The sequence below is a fragment of the uncultured Moraxella sp. genome (genome assembly GCF_945873075.1).
Taxonomy (GTDB): domain Bacteria; phylum Pseudomonadota; class Gammaproteobacteria; order Pseudomonadales; family Moraxellaceae; genus Moraxella.
Genome location: NZ_CAMCBS010000008.1, coordinates 1 through 20,179 on the forward strand (window position 1 = coordinate 1; position 20,179 = coordinate 20,179).

Consider the following 20,179-nt stretch of genomic DNA (forward strand, 5'->3'; position numbering starts at 1 on the left):
CCGTAGGTGCTGGTGTTGTTGCAACTGTTAAAGACTAATCGTCAAACAGAACAACCAAGCAAAAAGACAAATCCGAGAGGGTTTGTCTTTTTTATTATCTACCAATAACTTTTTTGCAAAAAAAGCTTGCAAAATCAAAAAAGCTTGCTATAATAGCAACCCATAACTAACCCTAGGCGATTGGCTCAATTGGTAGAGCATCGGACTCCAAATTCGAGGGTTGGGGGTTCGAGTCCCTCATCGCCTGCCATCTTCTTATAATACCACTCTTTTACATCAAAATTGGTCATTCCAAGGCAAGTCACTGCATGAGCAATAACAAAGACAATTTGGATACCCAATCTAGCAATACCGAATCATCAAAAAAACCAATTACTATTTCAAAAGAAAGCGTTGTCGAAGTTGCTAAAACTCGTACGGGCTTAGATTCTATTTTATGGTTATTGGCGATTGTTGCATTAATCTCATCAACTTTGGTGAGTGAGTATTTGCCACGATATTGGGCGCCAGCCAATGATATTTGGACACAGGTTGGCATCACCGCAGCATTGGTTATTTTTGCGTTTGCTTGCTTGGCTTTGACGCATCAAGGCCGTGCCTTTAAGACCTTACTAAAAGATGCTGGTATTGAATTGCGCCGTGTGACATGGCCAACCAAAGATGAAACCATCAAATATACATGGCAAGTCATCCTTGTCATGATTATCGTGGGCATCATGGTTTGGCTACTTGATATGTTTTTTGGCTATGTTGTTGGTTTTATTATTTAATATTTAGTGGAATAGACTCATGCGTTGGTATATCATTCAAGCATTTTCAGGTTATGAAAAACAAGTACAGCGTTCATTAATCGAACGTATTAAGCGCAGTGACTTTGCTGATAAATTTGGTGATGTACTTGTACCAACCGAAGAAGTCATCGAGATGCGTGATGGCAAAAAACGCACAGTTGAACAAAAACTATTTCCTGGTTATGTGCTCATCAATATGGAAATGAACGAAGATACTTGGCATGTAGTCAAAACTTGCCCAAATATCACAGGTTTTATTGGTGGTACGCCAGAAAATCCAGCACCAATCACCAAAGCAGAAGCGGACCGTATCCTAAATCGCATTAATAAAACTGGCGATGCACCACGACCGAAGACGCTATTTGAACCAGGTGAGGAAGTCTTGGTCATCGATGGCCCATTCACCGATTTCAAAGGTTTGGTGAAAAAAGTTGATTATGACAAATCAAAACTTCATCTAACTGTCAGCGTATTCAACCGCCCAACTGAAGTTGAGCTTGAATTCACCAAGGTTGAAAAGATTAACTAATTTGCGTATAATACGCAGTTTGGGCTCTAGGCGTCTTGTCTAGAGCTTGTTATTCACGGGGAGCTCATTGAGCGTTTGTACCCACCATAGGAGAGATTCTCATGGCAAAGAAGATTGATGGCTACATCAAACTACAAGTGCCTGCCGGTAAGGCAAACCCTTCACCACCAATTGGTCCAGCTTTGGGTCAAAAAGGTGTTAACATCATGGCATTCTGTAAAGAGTTCAACGCAGCATCTGCGAACATCGAACCAGGCTTGCCAATTCCAGTTGTGATCACTGTATTTAGCGACAAATCATTCACATTTGTGATGAAGTCACCACCTGCAGCCGTACTACTACGCAAAGCAGCTGGCATCGCTAAAGGTTCAAGCACACCACACAGCGCCAAAGTTGGTACTGTCACTCGTGCACAACTAGAAGAAATCGTTAAAACCAAGCAAGCAGACCTAACCGCTGCTGACCTTGAAGCGGCAGTTCGTACCATCGCTGGTACTGCTCGCTCAATGGGTATCACTGTGGAGGGTGTATAATGGCTAAGCTAACTAAGCGTCAACAGCTAATCAAAGATCGTGTCGATAGCAATAAGCTATACACCATCGAAGAAGCGGTAGCAATCCTAAATGATCTACCAGCAGCAAAATTCAAAGAGTCAATCGACATCGCAATCAACCTAGGCGTTGACCCACGTAAATCAGACCAAGTGGTTCGTGGTGCAACTAACCTACCAGCAGGTACTGGCAAAACTAAGCGTGTTGCTGTATTTGCTCAAGGCGCTGCTGCAGAAGCTGCAAAAGAAGCAGGTGCGGATGTTGTTGGTTTTGAAGACCTAGCAGACAGCATCAAAGCTGGCAACATGGACTTTGATGTGGTTATCGCATCACCAGACGCTATGCGTGTTGTTGGTCAGTTGGGTACTATCCTTGGCCCACGTGGCTTGATGCCAAACCCAAAAGTTGGCACAGTAACTGCTGATGTCGCTACTGCTGTTAAGAACACGAAAGCTGGTCAGGCTCAATACCGTGTTGATAAAGCGGGTATCATCCACGCTTCAATCGGTCAAGTTGGCTTCACTGCTGAACAAATCGAACAAAACGCAACTGCACTTCTAAACGACCTTAAGCGTGCTAAACCTGCGACTTCTAAAGGTATCTATATCAAGAAGATCACGCTATCTAGCACTATGGGTCCTGGCATTGCAATCGATCCAGTTCCACATCGCGTTAATAAGTAATTTGATTAAAAATCAAGTAGATACAACATTTAACTTGATTTTAAAATAAATTCACTTATAATAGTGCGACTTTTCATCATCAAGCTACCCGCTGTCTTTGACAAATGGCCTGATGATGAATCAAGAATTTATTAGTTCAGCACAACGGGTTGTGCTGTCTAAGACCGTAGGTGCTCTTATGAGTCTAATTGGGAAACCTGCCTACGCAGACGGTGAGACACATGTCGCCGTAATGGTGCAAAACATCTTTTGATGCTTTGTGAAATTAGCTTATTGCTTATGCCATATAAGCAATAAAATTGGAGACAACCCATGGCACTAAATCTTCAAGACAAACAAGCAATTGTTGCTGAAGTAAATGAAGCTGCCAAAGGTGCGCTCTCTGCTGTAGTTGCCGACTCGCGCGGTGTTACAGTAGCAAAGATGACCGAACTTCGTAAAGCTGCTCGTGAAGCAGGTGTTGATATGCGTATCGTGCGTAACACTTTGTTGCGTCGTGCCCTAGCTGACACTTCATTCGAGTGCATGAACGATGTATTCGTTGGTCCTACTTTGATTGCATTCTCTAACGAACATCCAGGTGCAGCAGCACGCTTGTTCAAAGAATTTGCAAAGGCCAATGACAAGTTCGAAATCAAAGGCGCAGCTTTTGAAGGTGAATTTATCGACGCAAAATCTATCGATCGCCTAGCAACTCTACCTACTTACGACGAAGCTATCGCTCGCCTAATGGGTACAATGAAAGAAGCAGCAGCTGGCAAACTAGCTCGCACCCTTGCTGCTCTACGCGACAAGATGGAATCAGAAGCGGCTTAATTTACCGTTTTATTTTAAACTTATTTACTCTCATACCTTTATTTAGGAATAATTGCTATGTCACTAACTAACGAACAAATCCTAGACGCAATCGCGGCAAAATCAGTAATGGAAATCGTTGAGCTTATCTCTGCGATGGAAGAAAAATTCGGCGTATCTGCAGCAGCTCTAGCAGCAGCTCCAGCAGCTGGTGGCGACGCTGGCGCAGCAGCTGAAGAAAAAGACGACTTCAACGTTGTTCTAACTAACGGCGGCGACAAGAAAGTAGCTGTAATTAAAGTTGTACGTGAAGTAACTGGCCTAGGCTTGAAAGAAGCTAAAGACCTAGTTGAAGGCGCTCCACAAACTGTTAAAGAAGGCGCTTCAAAAGCTGAAGCTGAAGAGCTTAAGAAGAAGCTTGAAGAAGCTGGCGCGACCGTTGAACTTAAATAATTTGACTGATCTGACTTTGGCAGCTTAGCCAAACAAAGATCAAAATTATTTAGCGAAAAAGCCAATAATGTTATTGCATTATTGGCTTTTTTTTATTATAATTTAGTATTTGACCTTTTGTGTTATACATCTTTCAGCAGATGCCATGACACACCTCAAAAGGACAAACGCACCCATGCAAGCTGAACGACATTTCCACGCATAAACATTGAGCTAAATGCCTTTGGTATTTGGCGTTTTGTTGTGTCTACCGTCTTTTTGCTGGTGCGAAAGTCTTAAAAAAGTTCAAAAATGGGTGCATAAATCGCGAATTGCAATGATTCGCAACGAATTTTTGGGGCTAATTCAAGCTTTTGGATCAGTTCTGGGCTGTGTTTGCCGTTGGGCGACACGATTTTAAGTTTAACCTAAGGAATCTTAATGGCATATTCTTATACCGAAAAGAAACGCATTCGTAAAAGTTTTTCACGGCTTCCAGATGTCATGGATGTGCCGTATCTACTTGCCATCCAAGTGGATTCTTATGAGCAGTTTTTGCAAGAGCATAAGAAACCTCAAGCTCGTGCAAATGTTGGCTTGCAAGCAGCGTTTTCATCGATTTTCCCAATTGAAAGCCATTCTGGCAACGCACAGCTTCAATTTGTCGAGTACTATTTGGGTGAGCCTGAGTTTGATGAGCGTGAATGTATCATGCGTGGCTCAACTTTTGCAGCGCCATTGCGTGTCAAAATCCGCCTAGTTATCAAAGACAAAGAAAATAAAACCGCCATCAAAGACATCCGTGAACAAAGCGTCTATATGGGCGAGATTCCTTTGATGACTGACAACGGTACATTCATCATCAACGGTACTGAGCGTGTCATCGTATCGCAGCTACATCGTTCACCGGGCGTGTTCTTTGATCATGACAAGGGTAAATCACACTCAAGCGGTAAAGTGCTATATAACGCTCGTATCATTCCTTATCGTGGCTCATGGCTTGATTTTGAATTTGATGTCAAAGATTTGGTGTATGCGCGTATCGACCGTCGCCGTAAACTGCTTGCAACCATTATCCTGCGTGCTATTGGTATGGATACACAGCAGATTTTGGATGCGTTCTTTGAAAAAGTGGAAGTGTTCAAAGGTCAAGAGTCATTCGAAATCGAATTGGTTGCTGATCGCCTAAAAGGTGAGATGGCGCAGTTTGACATTGTTAGCCCAGACGGTAAAGTAATCGTTGAGCAAGGTCAGCGTATCAATGCTCGCCGTGTGAAGCAAATCATCGAATCTGGCATGACTAAGCTTGCTGTGCCTGATGAGTACCTATATGAGCGTATCATCGGCGAAGATGTGATTGTTAATGACGAAGTTATCGTCCGTGCCAACAGCCTAATTGACCATGAAACATTGGTTAAACTGGCTGAAAAAAATGTTCAGTCATTCAAGATTTTGTTCACCAATGACATCGATCACGGCTCGTTCATCGCTGATACATTGCGTGCAGATACAGTGCTGACTCGTGAAGAAGCATTGATTGAGATCTATAAAGTGATGCGTCCAGGTGAGCCGCCAACGCTAGAAACTGCCGAAAAATTGTTTGAATCAATGTTCTTTAGCCAAGAGCGTTATGATCTGTCGAATGTCGGTCGTATGAAGTTCAACCGTCGTTTGGGTCGTGAGTTCGTTGATACTGATGACATCGAAGTACAGCGTGAACAAGGCGTGCTATCAAACGCTGACATCGTTGATGTGCTAAAAGAGCTGATTGAGATTCGTAACGGTCGTGGCGAAGTCGATGATATCGACCACTTGGGTAACCGTCGTATCCGTTCGGTAGGTGAGATGACCGAGAACCAATTCCGTATTGGTTTGGCTCGTGTTGAGCGTGCGGTCAAAGAGCGTCTAACCACTGCTGAATCTGACAGCCTATCACCACAAGATTTGATCAACTCAAAACCAGTAGCAGCTGCCATCAAAGAATTCTTTGGCTCAAGCCAGCTGTCTCAGTTCATGGATCAAAACAACCCATTGTCTGAGATTACCCATAAGCGCCGTGTATCAGCGCTTGGCCCGGGCGGCTTGACTCGTGAGCGTGCAGGCTTTGAAGTGCGTGACGTACATACCACGCATTATGGTCGTGTGTGTCCGATCGAAACGCCTGAAGGTCCAAACATTGGCTTGATTAACTCATTGGCGGTATTTGCCAAGACCAATAACTTTGGTTTCCTTGAGACGCCTTATCGCCGTGTCATCGATGGTCGTGTGACTGACGAGATTGATTATGTGTCAGCCATCGAAGAAGTGGGTATGGTTATCGCTCAGGCTGACTCGCCAATGAATGACAAGGGTGAGCTGACCGAAGAGATGGTAATGGTACGCTATCAAGGTGAATCGGTGCGTATGAGTGCGGACAAGGTCACGCATATGGATGTTTCGCCACGCCAAGTTGTTTCCGTTGCGGCAAGCTTGATTCCATTCCTTGAGCATGACGATGCGAACCGTGCCTTGATGGGTTCGAACATGCAACGACAAGCAGTACCAACATTGCGCTCAGACAAGCCATTGGTCGGTACGGGCATGGAGCGTCACGTAGCTCGTGACTCAGGCGTGTGTGTGGTCGCTAAGCGTGGCGGTGTGATCGAAGAAGTCGATGCTAGCCGTATCATCGTGCGTGTCAATGAAAGTGAGATGACCGCCGGTGAAGCAGGTATTGATATCTATAACTTGATCAAATACACCCGTTCAAACCAAAACACCTGTATCAACCAGCGTGTTATCGTCAATGAAGGCGATCAAATCGCTCGTGGCGACATCCTAGCTGACGGCCCATCGACTGACTTGGGTGAGTTGGCACTGGGTCAAAATATGCGTGTGGCATTCATGCCGTGGAATGGTTATAACTTCGAAGACTCGATCTTGCTGTCTGAGCGTGTGGTTCAAGAAGATCGCTTTACTACCATCCACATCCAAGAGCTGACCTGTGTGGCTCGTGATACCAAGCTTGGCCCTGAAGAAATCACTGGCGATATTCCAAATGTCGGTGAAGCAGCACTTGCCAACCTTGATGAAGCAGGTATCGTGTATATCGGCGCTGAAGTTGATGCGGGTGATATCTTGGTCGGTAAAGTCACGCCAAAAGGCGAAAGCCAATTGACCCCAGAAGAGAAGCTACTTCGTGCGATTTTTGGTGAAAAAGCTGCTGATGTCAAAGACACGTCACTGCGTGTCCCATCATCAACCAAAGGTACTGTCATCGATGTACAGGTCTTTACCCGTGATGGTCTAGAAAAAGACAGCCGTGCCAAGTCGATCGAAAAAGCGATGCTCGATAACTACCGCAAAGACCTAAAAGAAGAGCTGGTGATTTTTGAAGCAGCGGCAAAAGGTCGTATCCTAAGCCTACTTGATGGCAAAAAAGTCTCAGGTGGTGCAGGCTTTAAGGCGGGTACGGTATTGGCATTGGCTGACATCGAAAACTTGCCACTAGAAACCTTGCTTGACATTCAGCCAGCCGAAGAAGAAGTGTCAGAGCGTCTAAGCCAAATCGCTGAATTCCTAAGCGATAAGCAAAAAGACATCGATAACAAATTCGCTGAGAAAAAACGCAAATTGACTCAAGGTGATGATTTGGCACATGGTGTCCAAAAAATCGTCAAAGTCTATTTGGCAGTCAAGCGTCGTATTCAGCCGGGCGATAAGATGGCTGGTCGTCATGGTAACAAGGGTGTTGTCTCACGCATCATGCCTGTGGAAGATATGCCGTACGACGAAAACGGTAAGCCAGTTGATATCGTACTAAACCCACTGGGCGTACCATCGCGTATGAACATCGGTCAGGTACTTGAGACGCATCTGGGTATGGCGGCAAAAGGCTTGGGTGATAAGATTGATGGTATGCTGCGTGCGCAAGCAAGCATCAATGAATTGCGTGACTTTTTAGATAAGATTTATAACAAGGTTGGCGGTGAGCAGGTGGATCTTGACAGCTTGTCTGATGAAGATCTGTTGGCACTGTGCCAAAACCTAAAAGATGGCGTACCAATGGGTACAGCGGTCTTTGACGGTGCTAAAGAAACGCAAATCAAAGAGCTACTGAGCCTAGCAGGTCTATCAACCACCGGTCAGCAAACCTTGTACGATGGCCGTACTGGTAAGAAGTTTGACCGTCCTGTGACTGTCGGCTATATGTATATGCTTAAGCTGAACCACTTGGTTGATGACAAGATGCACGCGCGTTCAACTGGCTCGTACTCGCTAGTGACTCAGCAGCCACTTGGTGGTAAAGCGCAGTTCGGTGGTCAGCGTTTCGGTGAGATGGAAGTCTGGGCACTAGAAGCGTATGGCGCAACTTATACACTTCAAGAGATGCTGACAGTCAAGTCGGACGATGTTGAAGGCCGTACCCGTATGTATAAGAACATCGTTGATGGTGAACAATACATGAACCCAGGTATGCCAGAGTCGTTCAATGTCTTGACCAAAGAGATTCGCTCGCTGGGTATTAACATTGACTTAAAAGAAAAGAAATAAGTCAGCCAAGACCAAAATTTGCTTAGCCATCGCCAATGATGGCTAGGTGTCAGAATTACGACGAATACAACGGAGAAACCTTTTGAAAGATTTATTAGATATCATGAAAGGCCCTGCTGATAGTGGCGCAAGAGAATTTGACAGCATTCAAATCTCACTTGCGTCGCCTGAAGCGATCAAATCTTGGTCACACGGTGAAGTTAAAAAGCCAGAAACGATCAACTATCGTACCTTTAAGCCTGAGCGTGATGGCTTGTTCTGTGCCAAAATCTTTGGCCCTGTCAAGGATTTTGAGTGCTTGTGTGGTAAATATAAGCGCCGTAAATTCCAAGGCATCATCTGCGAAAAATGTGGCGTTGAAGTCACCGCTGCCAAAGTTCGCCGTGAGCGCATGGGCCATATCGAATTGGCAAGCCCTGTTGCACATATTTGGTTCTTAAAATCACTACCAAGCCGTATCGGTCTATTGCTTGACATCACGCTGCGTGATATCGAGCGTGTGCTGTATTTCGAAAGCTACATCGTCACCGATCCAGGCATGACCAGCCTTGAAAAATACCAACTGCTTGATGATGAAGAATACTTCAATGCGCTTGAGCAGTATGGTGATGAATTTGTTGCCAAAATGGGTGCTGAAGCGGTTCAAGACTTGCTCAAAGACATCGATGTCGATGGCGAGATTGACGAGCTACGCCAAGCCATTCCGCAAACAGGTTCAGAAACCAAGCTGAAAAAAATGGCAAAACGCCTACAGCTACTTGAGTCATTCCGTGATTCAGGCAACAAGCCTGAGTGGATGGTGATGACGGTATTGCCTGTATTGCCACCAGATTTGCGCCCGCTAGTACCGCTTGAAGGTGGTCGATTTGCTACTTCAGACTTGAACGATCTATATCGCCGTGTCATCAACCGTAACAACCGCTTGAAGCGCCTATTGGAGCTAAATGCGCCTGACATCATCGTGCGTAACGAAAAGCGTATGCTACAAGAAGCGGTGGATGCGCTACTAGACAACGGTCGTCGTGGTCGTGCTATCACTGGTAGCAACAAGCGTCCATTGAAATCTTTGGCTGATATGATCAAAGGTAAGCAAGGTCGTTTCCGTCAAAACCTACTAGGTAAGCGTGTGGACTATTCAGGTCGTTCGGTCATCGTTGTTGGCCCGACACTACGCCTACATCAATGTGGTCTGCCAAAGAAAATGGCACTTGAGCTATTCAAGCCATTTACTTATGCCAAATTGCTACAAAACAACATCGCAAGCACCATCAAAGCTGCTAAGAAGATGGTAGAGCGTGAAGAGCCTGCCGTTTGGGATATGTTGGCGATGGTGATTCGTGAACATCCAGTACTGCTAAACCGTGCGCCGACACTGCACCGTCTGGGTCTGCAAGCGTTTGAGCCTGTACTGATTGAAGGTAAAGCCATTCAGCTACACCCACTGGTCTGTGCGGCATTCAACGCCGACTTTGACGGTGACCAAATGGCGGTACACGTACCATTGACACTAGAAGCACAGCTAGAAGCTCGTGCGCTGATGATGTCAACCAACAACATTCTATCGCCTGCAAACGGTGAGCCGATTATCGTACCTTCTCAAGACGTTGTTTTGGGTCTGTACTACATCAGTCGTGCGTGTGTCAATGCTAAAGGTGAAGGCATGGTGTTTAGTACCGTGAACGAAGCGTTGCGTGCGATTGGTTCTGATGATTTGTCAGTCAATGCCAAAATCAAAGTGCGTGTGGCAGAAACCATTTTGGACGAAAAAACTGGCGAAAAAACCAGCCGTACCGAAATCAAAGAAACCGTCGCTGGTCGTCTATTGATTTGGAACATCATGCCTGAAGGGATGGCGTTTAGCGAATGTAATACTGAGATGACCAAGAAAAACATCTCAAAACTACTAAACTCATGCTATCGCAAACTGGGCGTCAAAGAATCAGTACTATTTGCTGACCACTTGATGTATCTAGGTTTTGCACAAGCGACGCTATCGGGTATCTCGATTGGTATGGAAGACATGGTCATTCCACCAACCAAAAAAGAAATCGTCGATGCTGCTGATGCTGAAGTGCGTGATATTGAGCATCAATTTGAGCAAGGCTTTGTGACCGCAGGTGAGCGATACAACAAAGTTGTTGATATTTGGGCTCGTACATCGGACAAAATCGCCAATGCGATGATGGAAAACCTATCAACCGATGAAGTTGTGAACCGTGATGGCGAAACTGAACGCCAAAAATCGTTCAACTCAATCTATATGATGGCAGACTCTGGTGCTCGTGGTAGTGCGACTCAGATTCGTCAGCTTGCAGGTATGCGTGGTCTGATGGCAAAATCAGACGGCTCGATCATTGAGACGCCAATTAAGGCGAACTTCCGTGAAGGCCTGACTGTTTTGCAGTACTTTATCTCGACGCACGGTGCGCGTAAAGGTCTTGCTGATACCGCATTGAAAACGGCAAACTCAGGTTACTTGACCCGTCGTCTGGTCGATGTGGCTCAAGACCTTGTCATCACCCAAGATGACTGTGGCACAGAAGCAGGTCAGCGTATGACACCAGTGATTGACGGTGGTGAAATCGTTGAACGCCTGGGCGATCGCGTACTTGGTCGTGTCGCTGCCAAAGATGTCGTGAATGCTGATGGTGAAGTCGTTGTCGCAGCTGGTACGCTGATTGATGAGCGTTTGGTTGAACAGCTTGATGCCAATGCGATTGACGAAGTTTATGTCCGCTCAGTCATTACCTGTGAAGCCGGTCAAGGCGTGTGTGCTAAGTGTTATGGCCGTGACCTAGCTCGTGGTCACTTGGTGAATATCGGTGAATCTGTGGGCGTTATGGCAGCACAGTCAATCGGTGAACCGGGTACTCAGCTGACCATGCGTACTTTCCACGTGGGTGGTGCGGCATCGGCAGCATCTGTGGACAACAGCGTTTCGGTCGGTAATACTGGTACAGTCCGTTTCCACAACATGAAGACTGTAGAGCACGTCGATGGTCATTTGGTGATCGTCTCTCGTTCAGCTGAAATCGGTGTGGCAGATGCCCAAGGCCGTGAGCGTGAGCGTTATAAAGTGCCTTATGGCTCAAGCGTACTAGTGCGTGATGGCGATGCAGTAGAAGCAGGTCAAGTGATCGCCAAATGGGATCCACATACCCATCCAATTATCACAGAATTTGCGGGTACGGCGCGCTTTAGCGACATCACCGATGGTATGACTGCGACTGTCAAGGTTGATGAAATGACGGGTGTCAGCTCGTTTGAAATCTTGGCAAGTAAAGACCGTCCAAGCATCGCCAAAGACTTGCGTCCTGCGATTATCCTTGATACTGATGATGGCAAAGAAGTTGTGTACTTCCTACCAAACGACACCATCATCCGTGTTGCCGAAGGTGAGCATGTGACCGCAGGTTCGGTACTAGGCCGTGTTCCTCAAGCCACTTCAGGTACTAAAGATATTACCGGTGGTCTGCCACGAGTTGCTGACCTATTTGAAGCCCGCCGTCCAAAAGACCATGCAATCATGGCTGAGATGAGCGGTGTGGTGAGCTTTGGTAAAGAAACCAAAGGCAAGAACCGCTTTATCATCACCAACGAAGATGGTGATGTACACGAAGAACTGATTCCAAAATGGCGTCAAATCAACGTGTTCGAAGGTGAAACGGTGGAGCGTGGCGAAATCGTCTCTGACGGCCCACAAAACCCACACGACATCCTGCGTCTTAAAGGTGAAACTGCATTGGCAAACTACATCGTCAATGAAGTCCAAGAAGTTTATCGCTTACAAGGTGTTAAGATCAACGATAAGCACATCGAAGTCATCGTGCGTCAGATGTTGCGCAAAGTTGAAATCATCGACGGCGGCGATTCGAACTACTTCAAAGGCGACCAAGCGGAATACTCGAAGATCCGTGCACTCAATGCTGAACTGATTGCGAATAACAAATTCCCAGTACAGTACGAGCGTCAGCTACTTGGTATCACCAAGGCAAGCCTTGCAACCGAAAGCTTTATCTCGGCAGCATCGTTCCAAGAGACTACCCGTGTCTTGACAGCAGCTGCGGTGATGGGTAAAGTCGATGACCTAAGCGGTCTAAAAGAGAACGTCGTGGTGGGTCGCTTGATCCCAGCTGGTACTGGTTTGGCTTATCACCAAAACCGCCAACGCAAAGCTGAAAAGGCAATCAAAGAAGCGTTGCCAGTTGAAGAGCTATTGGCTGATCTGACCGCAAGCAGTGAACCTGCTGCTGCTGACCTAAGTGTCGAAGATAGCTTTGCCAAAGCCTTCGCCGATGAATTGGGTAGCCAAGAATAATGGCCCAGTAATACCAAAAGCCTGTCAGTAGTGATGGGCTTTTGTGTTTTTTTATCCTGTGAATTTTGTGAGTTGGGTGCGTTATTCCAAGATTTTATAAACTAATTACTCGCCCAATCTTGCAAATATTTATTAATAAGTGTATAACAGTACATTGAATTTCACCCGCCAAAGGAATCCGACATGACCTTATCTCTACAAAAAGACAAGATTCGTTTTCTGCTATTAGAAGGCGTGCATGATAACGCCCTAAAAGTGCTGAACGATGCTGGCTATACCAATATCGAATACATCAAATCAGCACTGGATGAAGCTGAATTGATCGAAAAAATCAAAGATGCACACTTTATCGGCATCCGCTCACGCACGCAGTTGACCCGCAAAGTGCTTGAAAGTGCCGAAAAGCTAATCGCCATTGGTTGCTTCTGCATTGGCACGAACCAAGTGGATCTAGAAGCAGCGCTTGAGCTGGGTATCCCTGTCTTTAATGCGCCATATTCAAACACTCGCTCTGTGGCTGAGCTGGTATTGGCTGAGACCATCATGCTGATGCGTGGCGTCCCTGAAAAAAATGCCGTCGTGCATCGTGGTGGCTGGAACAAATCAGCCAAAGACAGCTATGAAGTGCGTGGCAAAGTGATGGGTATCGTCGGCTATGGCTCAATCGGCTCACAGCTGTCTGTGCTTGCCGAAAGTCTTGGTATGAAAGTTATCTATCATGATGCGGTGACTAAACTGCCATTGGGTAATGCTGTGCAAGTCGGTAGCCTAGAAGAGCTACTTGCTAAGGCAGATGTCGTGACACTACACGTACCTGATTTGCCAAGCACTCGCAATATGATGACGGCAAATGAATTTGCCCAAATGAAAGATGGCGCATTCTTTATCAATGCCGCTCGTGGTGGCTGTGTGGATATTGATGCGTTGGCTGCAGCACTTGAGAGCAAAAAAATCTTAGGCGCTGCCATCGATGTGTTCCCAAAAGAGCCAAAATCAGCGGATGAAGAGTTCGAATCACCACTGCGTGCCTTTGACAATGTTATCTTGACCCCACACGTGGGTGGCTCAACCCAAGAAGCGCAAGCCAACATCGGTCTTGAAGTGGGTGAGAAATTCGTCCGCTATTCTGACCAAGGCGACACCACCAGTGCGGTCAATTTCCCGAATGTCTCTATCCCATTCATCGATGGCACGCACCGTCTATTGCACATCCACCGCAATGTCCCGGGCGTACTATCACAAATCAATGCATCCTTTGCTGATGCGGGCATCAACATCGCCGCACAGTCATTGATGACCAAAGGTGATGTTGGTTATCTGGTGATGGATGTTGATGACAATGATTCAGCCAAAGCGATGGAGCGTCTGCGCGCTGTCCCTGAGACTATCCGTGTGCGCGTGTTGTTCTAAGTGCTGATAAGACATTACTAGCATCAAAAGCCAAATTGCATCGTCGATTTGGCTTTTTTGTTGGTGGCGAAACAGCCAAGCTTTGGCTATAATAGCGATTTTGACAATTGAGATGACCATGAACCAATCGCTACTCATCACCATCTATCTGTGGGCAAGCCTAGCTGTGGCGCTGATGATTATTATCGAAAATGGACTGCTACGCCGACATGGCGGTCGCCTGCCCAATACGCCTGTGCTGATGGTGATTAGCATGGTGACGAGCATTTGGGGCTTTGTTGTGCCTGCAGCGATGTATTTTTTGCCGATTGATGGGCTGATGCGTGCAGTGCCTGTGGCGTACATTGTCTATGTGTTTGCCACTTTGGTGTATAGTTTTCGCTTGGTGCGTGGCAAGGATTTGCCCGATGACCCCAATGACATCATCATGCCGAGCGCTTATATGAATTTTTGCCAGTCGTTTGGCATCGTGTATTTGCTGTTGTGTGCTGTGGTGCTGGCTTGGCATTATGGCATTATCCATCTGCCACTGTGATGCATCATTCACCGAGTGAATATTTTTATAAATAATTTAAGACTTTTTGAGAAAAATTTGTTATAATAATCCACATGGTATTTATGTACCAGAGTTTGATTTGTTTAGGGCATAGAATTTTCTTGGTCTAGACCAAAATGACTTTGATAACTGCAGACAGACGCAGTGGTATCAAGCGTTCTTTAGAAAGACCAGTAAGTTTCTTATTTGGATGAGTGAAGAAGTTAGGGTGATTTGCCCGTGATCCCGATCGTTTTGTAAGTTTTGCATGAATAGCATAAGTTGCGTGTTTTACGCTTTTCATCATCCAAATTAGGAAAATTGTTATGTCAAACAAAGTTTTAGGCACTGTTAAGTGGTTCAATGAATCAAAAGGTTTTGGCTTTATCGCTCAAGACAATGGCGGTCAAGATGTGTTCGCACATTATAGCGCCATCAAAGGTTCTGGTTTTAAGACCCTTGCTGAAGGTCAAAAAGTATCATTCATTCTAGGCGAAGGCAAAAAAGGCCCACAAGCTGAAGAAATCGAAGCAATCTAATCGCTTGGTATTGCCAAGTTGCAAATACCGCCTATAATGATTATGGGCGGTATTTTTATTGGAATAAACATATGGCACGCATCAAGACAACACCGGCAAAAACGCCATCAACCACCATCGCACACGCACTCATCTCACCGCAGATGACGGCGCATTTTGGGCTATTTGGCTTGGCACTCGTGGCGGTGTCTTTGTTGTATCTTGTAGGGGCAAATTGGTTGCTACTGCCTGATATAGTCAAGATTGCCATTCCGATGGTGGTACTCGTGCTGTCTGCTGTGGTGAGTCTGCGTACGGCGGGCGTGTGGATGAGTGCGCTACATACGGTATGTGCACTGATGGCGGGGCTGCTGCTTGCGGTGATTGGTCAGGTGTATCAGACGGGCGCAGATAGTCTGTGGTTGTTTGTGCTGTGGTCGCTATTGATTGTGCCGTGGCTGTATCGTGCCAATGACGGGGCGATGGTGCTATTGATGGTGGTGTCGCAGATTGCACTGTGGCTGACGGTCGATCAGATGGCATGGGATGAGTATTGGTATCCTGCGTGGGCGATGGTGTTATTGCTTGGGGTGTGGCGAGCGTTTGGGCGGTGTCGTCTGTCGTGGCTTGTGGCGCTGGGCTTGTCCATGATTGCGGTTTATACGGCAAGTGTCGATTGGTCTAGGCTGTCTGCGGCACAGTTGTTTTGTACGCTTATGGTGGTGGTCTCGCCGTGGTTATTTGCATTATGGGCAAGGGTTCGCCTGTCGGCATCTAAGCAGACAGCAAGTATTGCCATTGGTGTGGTCGGTGGGGCGTTGGCGGTGTTTGGTGCTGTGGTGATGGGTCTTGAGATACACTCTTTGCCCGTCATCACCATCTTGGCTCATGTGTGGTTTGGGGCGCTTGCCTTTGGTATTTATCAGCACTTTGGGCAAAATCTTGCCAAAGTCCAAACGGCACTGCTTGCTGTTGGTGGCTGGCTAAGCAGTTTATTTGCCTTGATTTGGCTGGTGGTAGATGTGCTGATGGGTGTGTCATCGGTGTGGGTGAATGCCGTGTATGCGCTCGTGGTGCTGATGCTCGGCTTTGGAGTGCTGATCAAATGGCAATACAGTGCCTATGCTCGCCATCTGGGTTATGCGCTCGTGGTCGTTGGCATGGGGCTTGTGGCATATACGCTGTTGGATCAGCTTAAGCAAAACAGTCTATGGGCGCTGATGGCGGTGCAGGCGTGTGTACTCGTGTTACTGTGGCGATGCCGTGTGCATTGGTTGTATTTGCTTGTACATACGATGGCGTTATATCTATCGATGGTGGTGCAAAGCTTTGGGTCGTTTGATAGGCTGGCCGATTATGAGCATCTAAGCCCATCGGGGGTGGTACTGTATGCGCTTGGCTTATTGCCTGTATTTTTGCTGAGCAAGCAGGCGTGGCTGGTGCGGGCGCATCTGTCATGGCGATGGGCGGCGTGCTTGGTGCTGACGGTGGTGGCAGGATTTGGGGCGTATTTTGGCGTTGCTGGGCATCAGCTGGATAATCAAGTGATGGCGGCGTTGCCATTGTTGATACTATTTGGCGTGCTACTTGCTCGCTTGCCGATGAGAGTGATGCTGTGGCTATTACCGCTTGGGATGGTGGCAGGGTTTGGCTATGGGCATTTGCTTGCGGTGCTGATGGTGCTTGGGGTGGCGGTGATGCGTCGTGATTATCTGGTGTATGCACTGGCATTGATAGTGGGAATTGGGCTGTTGTGGCTGTTTTATTATCAGTTATCATTGCCGTTTTTGGTAAAATTTGCCACGATTTTTGTGAGTGGAGTGGTGGTGCTGACGATGGGTATTTTGCTAGATCACCAAGTATCTGCTGAGCCTGTCAAGGGGGTGAGCGTATGAAATTGCAACCAATCATCATCGCCATACTGACGATAATCGTAGGCGGTGTGCTGATTTATCAGCATGAACAGCATTTATCGCAGGGGCGGACTGTCTATGCCAAGCTTGCACCTGCCGATCCTAGATCGCTCATGCAGGGTGATTATATGCAATTAGGCTATGAATTATCAGGCGTGAATGATGGTGAGATGATAAGCGAAACCGCCCGATGGCGTCAAGCATGGGCGCAGATTGATGGTGATGGGCGTATTGTCAGTGTCGATTGGCAAACATCTGCCAAGCATGATACGCCGTTAATGCTCAAATACAATAGATGGCAGTGGCATCCTGCAACCGATAGCTTTATGTTTGCCGAAGGCTTGGGCGAGTGCTATGCCAAAGCAAGCTATGCCAAGCTGTCTGTTCGTGATAATGGTCAAGCCATGCTTGTGGACTTGGTGGATGATACACTTGCGCCACTTGGTTGCACGGCGCAGACATCATGGTGGCAGGGCGTATCTTATGCCGATGGCGGTGAATAATAGCTTGGCGATAAATCATCAGCCAAGCGTGCGCACTCGCGATTCGTGCACCACTTTTTTGCTATGCACTTCTAAATACCATAGCAAAAACACCGCCGCCACGCCAAGCGAGATGACCAGTGCCGTCCAAAAGCCATAAATCCCCATACCGCCAAAAAACGCCATCACATAGCCCGGTATCAAGCCACAGCCCCAAAAGGCAATGATATGAATCACCATCGGAATGCTTGTCACCTTATAGCCACGCAGGGCATAGCTTGCCACGCATTGCACCGCATCCACCAGCTGAAACGCCGCTGCAAACAATATCAGCGATGCCGCAATCTCAATCACTGCCATATCATCGGTGTACATCTGCGCGAGCGGATAGCGAAACGCCACGAGAAATAACGCTGTGCCAACTGATGCCACAATCGCCGAGAGAATCGCCACACCTGAGATATAGCGTGCTCGTGCAAATCGCTCTTGTCCAAGACTAAAGCCCACACGCACCGTTGATGCACTGCCAAGACTTTGGGGAATCATAAAAATCAAGCTTGTCAGGCTCATGACAACTTGCTGTGCAGCGACAAAATCTTCGGTATTGCCGTCCAATTTTGCCACCAAAAACATGATACAGGTAAACAGGCTAACTTCAATAAAAAACGATAAGCCAATCGGCACGCCAAGCCGTGTCATCTCGCCTAAGGTTTTGGGATTGGGCAGGCTAAATCGTGCCATCAAGCCAAATTGGTCAAAGTGCTTATCCTTGACAATCAGCACCCACAGCACAGCAGCATTGACCCAAAACACAATCGCCGTCGCCAGCCCACAGCCAGCCCCGCCCAACGCAGGCATCCCAAATTTGCCATAAACAAAAATCCAGTTTAATGGAATGTTTAGCACAAAACACAGCCAGCTGACCCACATGATAAGCTTGGGTCGGTTTAGACTCGATGCATAAGCGTGCAAAGCTCGATGAATCATCGCCGCAGGCATGGCAAATCCGATGAACCACAGATAATTCTCGGCGATGGTGAGCGTCTGCTCGCTGACATCCAGCCATAGCTTAAACGGCGTAATCGCAAGCCACATCAGCCCCATGCCGATGATACCCATAATCAGCCCATACCACAGCCCTTGTCGTCCCATCTCGCCCACTTCATGACTGCCTTTTGCGCCAAATAGCTGAGCTATCATCGGATTGAGCGATGTCATCACCCCCATCAAGGTCACATAGACAGTCACAAACACACTGCTACCGAGTGCCACCGCTGCCAAATCTGACTTGCCTGCACCGCCTGCCATCACCGTATCGACAAAGCTTGTGCCGACTTGGGCAACCTGCGCAAGTAGCATGGGAATGCCAAGCGTAATCAGCTCGGACAGCTCTTTTTTGTAGGTGGCGAATTGATAGCGGTTTAGGTCAAGTAGCATGGCGATATCATCATCTAAAAAAGCGATATTGTATCAGATTTGCCTTGTCATGTATGATAAGCATGATAAAAAAAGCAGAATGACTGACATTCTGCTTTATTCTGCTTTTGGCTTGATAATCAAGACTTACAACGGCAGCTGCTGAGCGTGTTTCCACTGCTGTTCTTTGACCTGTTGTTCAAAGGCGATTAGCACATCTTCGACGATATCGGTCACAAGTATCTGCACTTCTGGGCGTGATGTATCAATCTGCGCCACACCATGCGCCACCGATTGCATCAGCCCGTCAAGCGTCTCATCATTGAACAGATGTGCATTGATGGCGGTGGTAACATTCTCGCCGATGTGCTTGCCGACATTGGTGATTTGTGACTCAATCATACCGCCAGCAATCGGAATCAGCTTAAGATATTTACGCAATTCAGGCGTATCGATGAGTGCTTTTTCGACCGCACGGCCGATATCGGCGGATAGCTTAGCGCCTTGTTCGGCAAGTAGCGCCGCTTGCAGGCGTGGGGTCAGCTCGGTGCGTAGCATGGTCAAGAGCGCCGTTTCGATTTCATGGCGGTTTTGGCTGACGGTGCGGTGCAGTAGCTCGCCATGATTTTGGTGATGACTTAGCTGTGCTCGAAAATTATCAATCGCCGTCAAAATCACACGGTCAGACAGCTCTTCTAATAAGATATGATAATAAAAGCGAGCCGATTTGAGCCATTGCTCGGGAATGACTTGGATACCAAGACTGTGTAGTCGCTTGATAATCACCACCGCACGCAGCAGTCGAAACGCACGCAGCGCAGGAAAACAGCCAAGCACTTCATACCAATGCACAAATGGGAAAAAGAACCAGCGATAATAAGTGCGTTTTTTGATGGCAATCAACCAACGAATGCTCAAATCCGCCACCCAAAAGATGGTAAAAAATCCTGCCACCGTCGCCACCGACAGATGGTAAGTATTTTGATAAGTGCTGAGCGCATCAGGCGCGCCCAGATAGCTTACGATGCTACCAGCAAATTCGCTCATCAAAATATTATCCACCGCAATCAGGGTCAAATCAATGACAAGCAAAATCAACATCAAGATGTCATAGGCAAGCTTAGCCGTGCTGACTTCTCGTGTCTCATCCTTGTCCGTGCCATAGATGGGAATGACATCATCAGGCAGTTCGTGCTGTTGGGGCAGTTTAAAATCGTCTAAATCAGGGGTTTGTCGCATAGTTGTCGCTTAAATATCGCTTAAAAAAAGTGCA

General features: G+C 47.0%; 15 protein-coding genes and 1 tRNA gene. 14 read left to right on the top strand and 2 right to left on the bottom strand.

Annotation, left to right across the window (positions count from 1 at the left end; all coding sequences use genetic code 11):
* Positions 1 to 174 precede the first annotated feature (174 nt).
* The 14 genes from Q0N89_RS03975 to Q0N89_RS04040 all read left to right on the top strand — a co-directional run bounded on the left by Q0N89_RS03975 (position 175) and on the right by Q0N89_RS04040 (position 17,511).
* Positions 175 to 250, top strand: a tRNA-Trp gene (locus tag Q0N89_RS03975).
* Positions 251 to 308: 58 nt separating this feature from the next.
* Complete coding sequence (secE, locus tag Q0N89_RS03980; RefSeq protein WP_294033606.1) at positions 309 to 770, top strand: preprotein translocase subunit SecE; 462 nt, start codon at positions 309 to 311, stop codon at positions 768 to 770.
* Between the two features lie 19 nt (positions 771 to 789).
* Positions 790 to 1,320, top strand: a complete 531-nt coding sequence (gene nusG, locus Q0N89_RS03985; RefSeq protein ID WP_294033608.1) for a transcription termination/antitermination protein NusG — start codon at positions 790 to 792, stop codon at positions 1,318 to 1,320.
* Positions 1,321 to 1,421: 101 nt separating this feature from the next.
* Positions 1,422 to 1,853 carry a 50S ribosomal protein L11 gene (gene rplK / locus Q0N89_RS03990; protein ID WP_078253971.1) on the top strand — a complete coding sequence of 144 codons (432 nt, stop codon included), beginning with the start codon at positions 1,422 to 1,424 and terminating at the stop codon, positions 1,851 to 1,853.
* Positions 1,853 to 2,554, top strand: coding sequence for a 50S ribosomal protein L1 (rplA, locus tag Q0N89_RS03995; protein ID WP_078253969.1), 702 nt, complete (start codon positions 1,853 to 1,855; stop codon positions 2,552 to 2,554). The genes rplK and rplA overlap by 1 nt, the downstream gene beginning before the upstream one ends.
* A 312-nt stretch (positions 2,555 to 2,866) precedes the next feature.
* Positions 2,867 to 3,370 (top strand): 50S ribosomal protein L10, encoded by a 504-nt coding sequence (gene rplJ / locus Q0N89_RS04000; protein ID WP_078253966.1) that lies wholly within the window; start codon positions 2,867 to 2,869, stop codon positions 3,368 to 3,370.
* A gap of 57 nt (positions 3,371 to 3,427) precedes the next feature.
* Positions 3,428 to 3,802 carry a 50S ribosomal protein L7/L12 gene (gene rplL, locus Q0N89_RS04005; RefSeq protein ID WP_078253965.1) on the top strand — a complete coding sequence of 125 codons (375 nt, stop codon included), beginning with the start codon at positions 3,428 to 3,430 and terminating at the stop codon, positions 3,800 to 3,802.
* Positions 3,803 to 4,222: 420 nt separating this feature from the next.
* A complete protein-coding gene (gene rpoB / locus Q0N89_RS04010) occupies positions 4,223 to 8,314 on the top strand; it encodes a DNA-directed RNA polymerase subunit beta (RefSeq protein WP_294033618.1) in 4,092 nt (1,363 codons plus the stop codon).
* Between the two features lie 82 nt (positions 8,315 to 8,396).
* Positions 8,397 to 12,632: a DNA-directed RNA polymerase subunit beta' gene (rpoC, locus tag Q0N89_RS04015; RefSeq protein ID WP_294033620.1), complete on the top strand. Its 4,236-nt coding sequence runs from the start codon at positions 8,397 to 8,399 to the stop codon at positions 12,630 to 12,632.
* A gap of 183 nt (positions 12,633 to 12,815) precedes the next feature.
* Entirely contained in the window at positions 12,816 to 14,042 is a 1,227-nt protein-coding gene (gene serA / locus Q0N89_RS04020) for a phosphoglycerate dehydrogenase (RefSeq protein ID WP_294033623.1), read from the top strand.
* A gap of 118 nt (positions 14,043 to 14,160) precedes the next feature.
* Positions 14,161 to 14,577 (top strand): hypothetical protein, encoded by a 417-nt coding sequence (locus tag Q0N89_RS04025; protein WP_294033625.1) that lies wholly within the window; start codon positions 14,161 to 14,163, stop codon positions 14,575 to 14,577.
* 326 nt (positions 14,578 to 14,903) lie between these two features.
* On the top strand, positions 14,904 to 15,116 hold the full coding sequence (locus Q0N89_RS04030; protein WP_078254876.1) for a cold-shock protein: 213 nt from the start codon (positions 14,904 to 14,906) through the stop codon (positions 15,114 to 15,116).
* Positions 15,117 to 15,187: 71 nt separating this feature from the next.
* Positions 15,188 to 16,990 (top strand): DUF2157 domain-containing protein, encoded by a 1,803-nt coding sequence (locus Q0N89_RS04035; RefSeq protein ID WP_294033630.1) that lies wholly within the window; start codon positions 15,188 to 15,190, stop codon positions 16,988 to 16,990.
* Positions 16,987 to 17,511: a GDYXXLXY domain-containing protein gene (locus tag Q0N89_RS04040; protein ID WP_294033632.1), complete on the top strand. Its 525-nt coding sequence runs from the start codon at positions 16,987 to 16,989 to the stop codon at positions 17,509 to 17,511. Before Q0N89_RS04035 ends, Q0N89_RS04040 begins: the two co-directional genes overlap by 4 nt.
* 18 nt (positions 17,512 to 17,529) lie before the next feature.
* Here the strand turns inward: Q0N89_RS04040 and Q0N89_RS04045 are convergent, their stop codons facing one another.
* Positions 17,530 to 18,927, bottom strand: coding sequence for an MATE family efflux transporter (locus Q0N89_RS04045; protein WP_294033634.1), 1,398 nt, complete (start codon positions 18,925 to 18,927; stop codon positions 17,530 to 17,532).
* A 126-nt stretch (positions 18,928 to 19,053) separates the two neighbouring features.
* Positions 19,054 to 20,145 carry a hypothetical protein gene (locus Q0N89_RS04050; RefSeq protein WP_294033636.1) on the bottom strand — a complete coding sequence of 364 codons (1,092 nt, stop codon included), beginning with the start codon at positions 20,143 to 20,145 and terminating at the stop codon, positions 19,054 to 19,056.
* Positions 20,146 to 20,179: the final 34 nt, after the last annotated feature.

Bases quoted from the DNA above. Each gene is read 5' to 3' on its own strand.
- rplL (WP_078253965.1), top strand. From the start codon at position 3,428: ATGTCACTAACTAACGAACAAATCCTAGACGCAATCGCGGCAAAATCA.
- rplA (WP_078253969.1), top strand. From the start codon at position 1,853: ATGGCTAAGCTAACTAAGCGTCAACAGCTAATCAAAGATCGTGTCGAT.
- Q0N89_RS04050 (WP_294033636.1), bottom strand. From the start codon at position 20,145: ATGCGACAAACCCCTGATTTAGACGATTTTAAACTGCCCCAACAGCAC.
- serA (WP_294033623.1), top strand. From the start codon at position 12,816: ATGACCTTATCTCTACAAAAAGACAAGATTCGTTTTCTGCTATTAGAA.
- Q0N89_RS04045 (WP_294033634.1), bottom strand. From the start codon at position 18,927: ATGCTACTTGACCTAAACCGCTATCAATTCGCCACCTACAAAAAAGAG.
- Q0N89_RS04030 (WP_078254876.1), top strand. From the start codon at position 14,904: ATGTCAAACAAAGTTTTAGGCACTGTTAAGTGGTTCAATGAATCAAAA.
- Q0N89_RS04035 (WP_294033630.1), top strand. From the start codon at position 15,188: ATGGCACGCATCAAGACAACACCGGCAAAAACGCCATCAACCACCATC.
- Q0N89_RS04040 (WP_294033632.1), top strand. From the start codon at position 16,987: ATGAAATTGCAACCAATCATCATCGCCATACTGACGATAATCGTAGGC.
- Q0N89_RS04025 (WP_294033625.1), top strand. From the start codon at position 14,161: ATGAACCAATCGCTACTCATCACCATCTATCTGTGGGCAAGCCTAGCT.
- rplK (WP_078253971.1), top strand. From the start codon at position 1,422: ATGGCAAAGAAGATTGATGGCTACATCAAACTACAAGTGCCTGCCGGT.
- rpoB (WP_294033618.1), top strand. From the start codon at position 4,223: ATGGCATATTCTTATACCGAAAAGAAACGCATTCGTAAAAGTTTTTCA.
- nusG (WP_294033608.1), top strand. From the start codon at position 790: ATGCGTTGGTATATCATTCAAGCATTTTCAGGTTATGAAAAACAAGTA.
- secE (WP_294033606.1), top strand. From the start codon at position 309: ATGAGCAATAACAAAGACAATTTGGATACCCAATCTAGCAATACCGAA.
- rplJ (WP_078253966.1), top strand. From the start codon at position 2,867: ATGGCACTAAATCTTCAAGACAAACAAGCAATTGTTGCTGAAGTAAAT.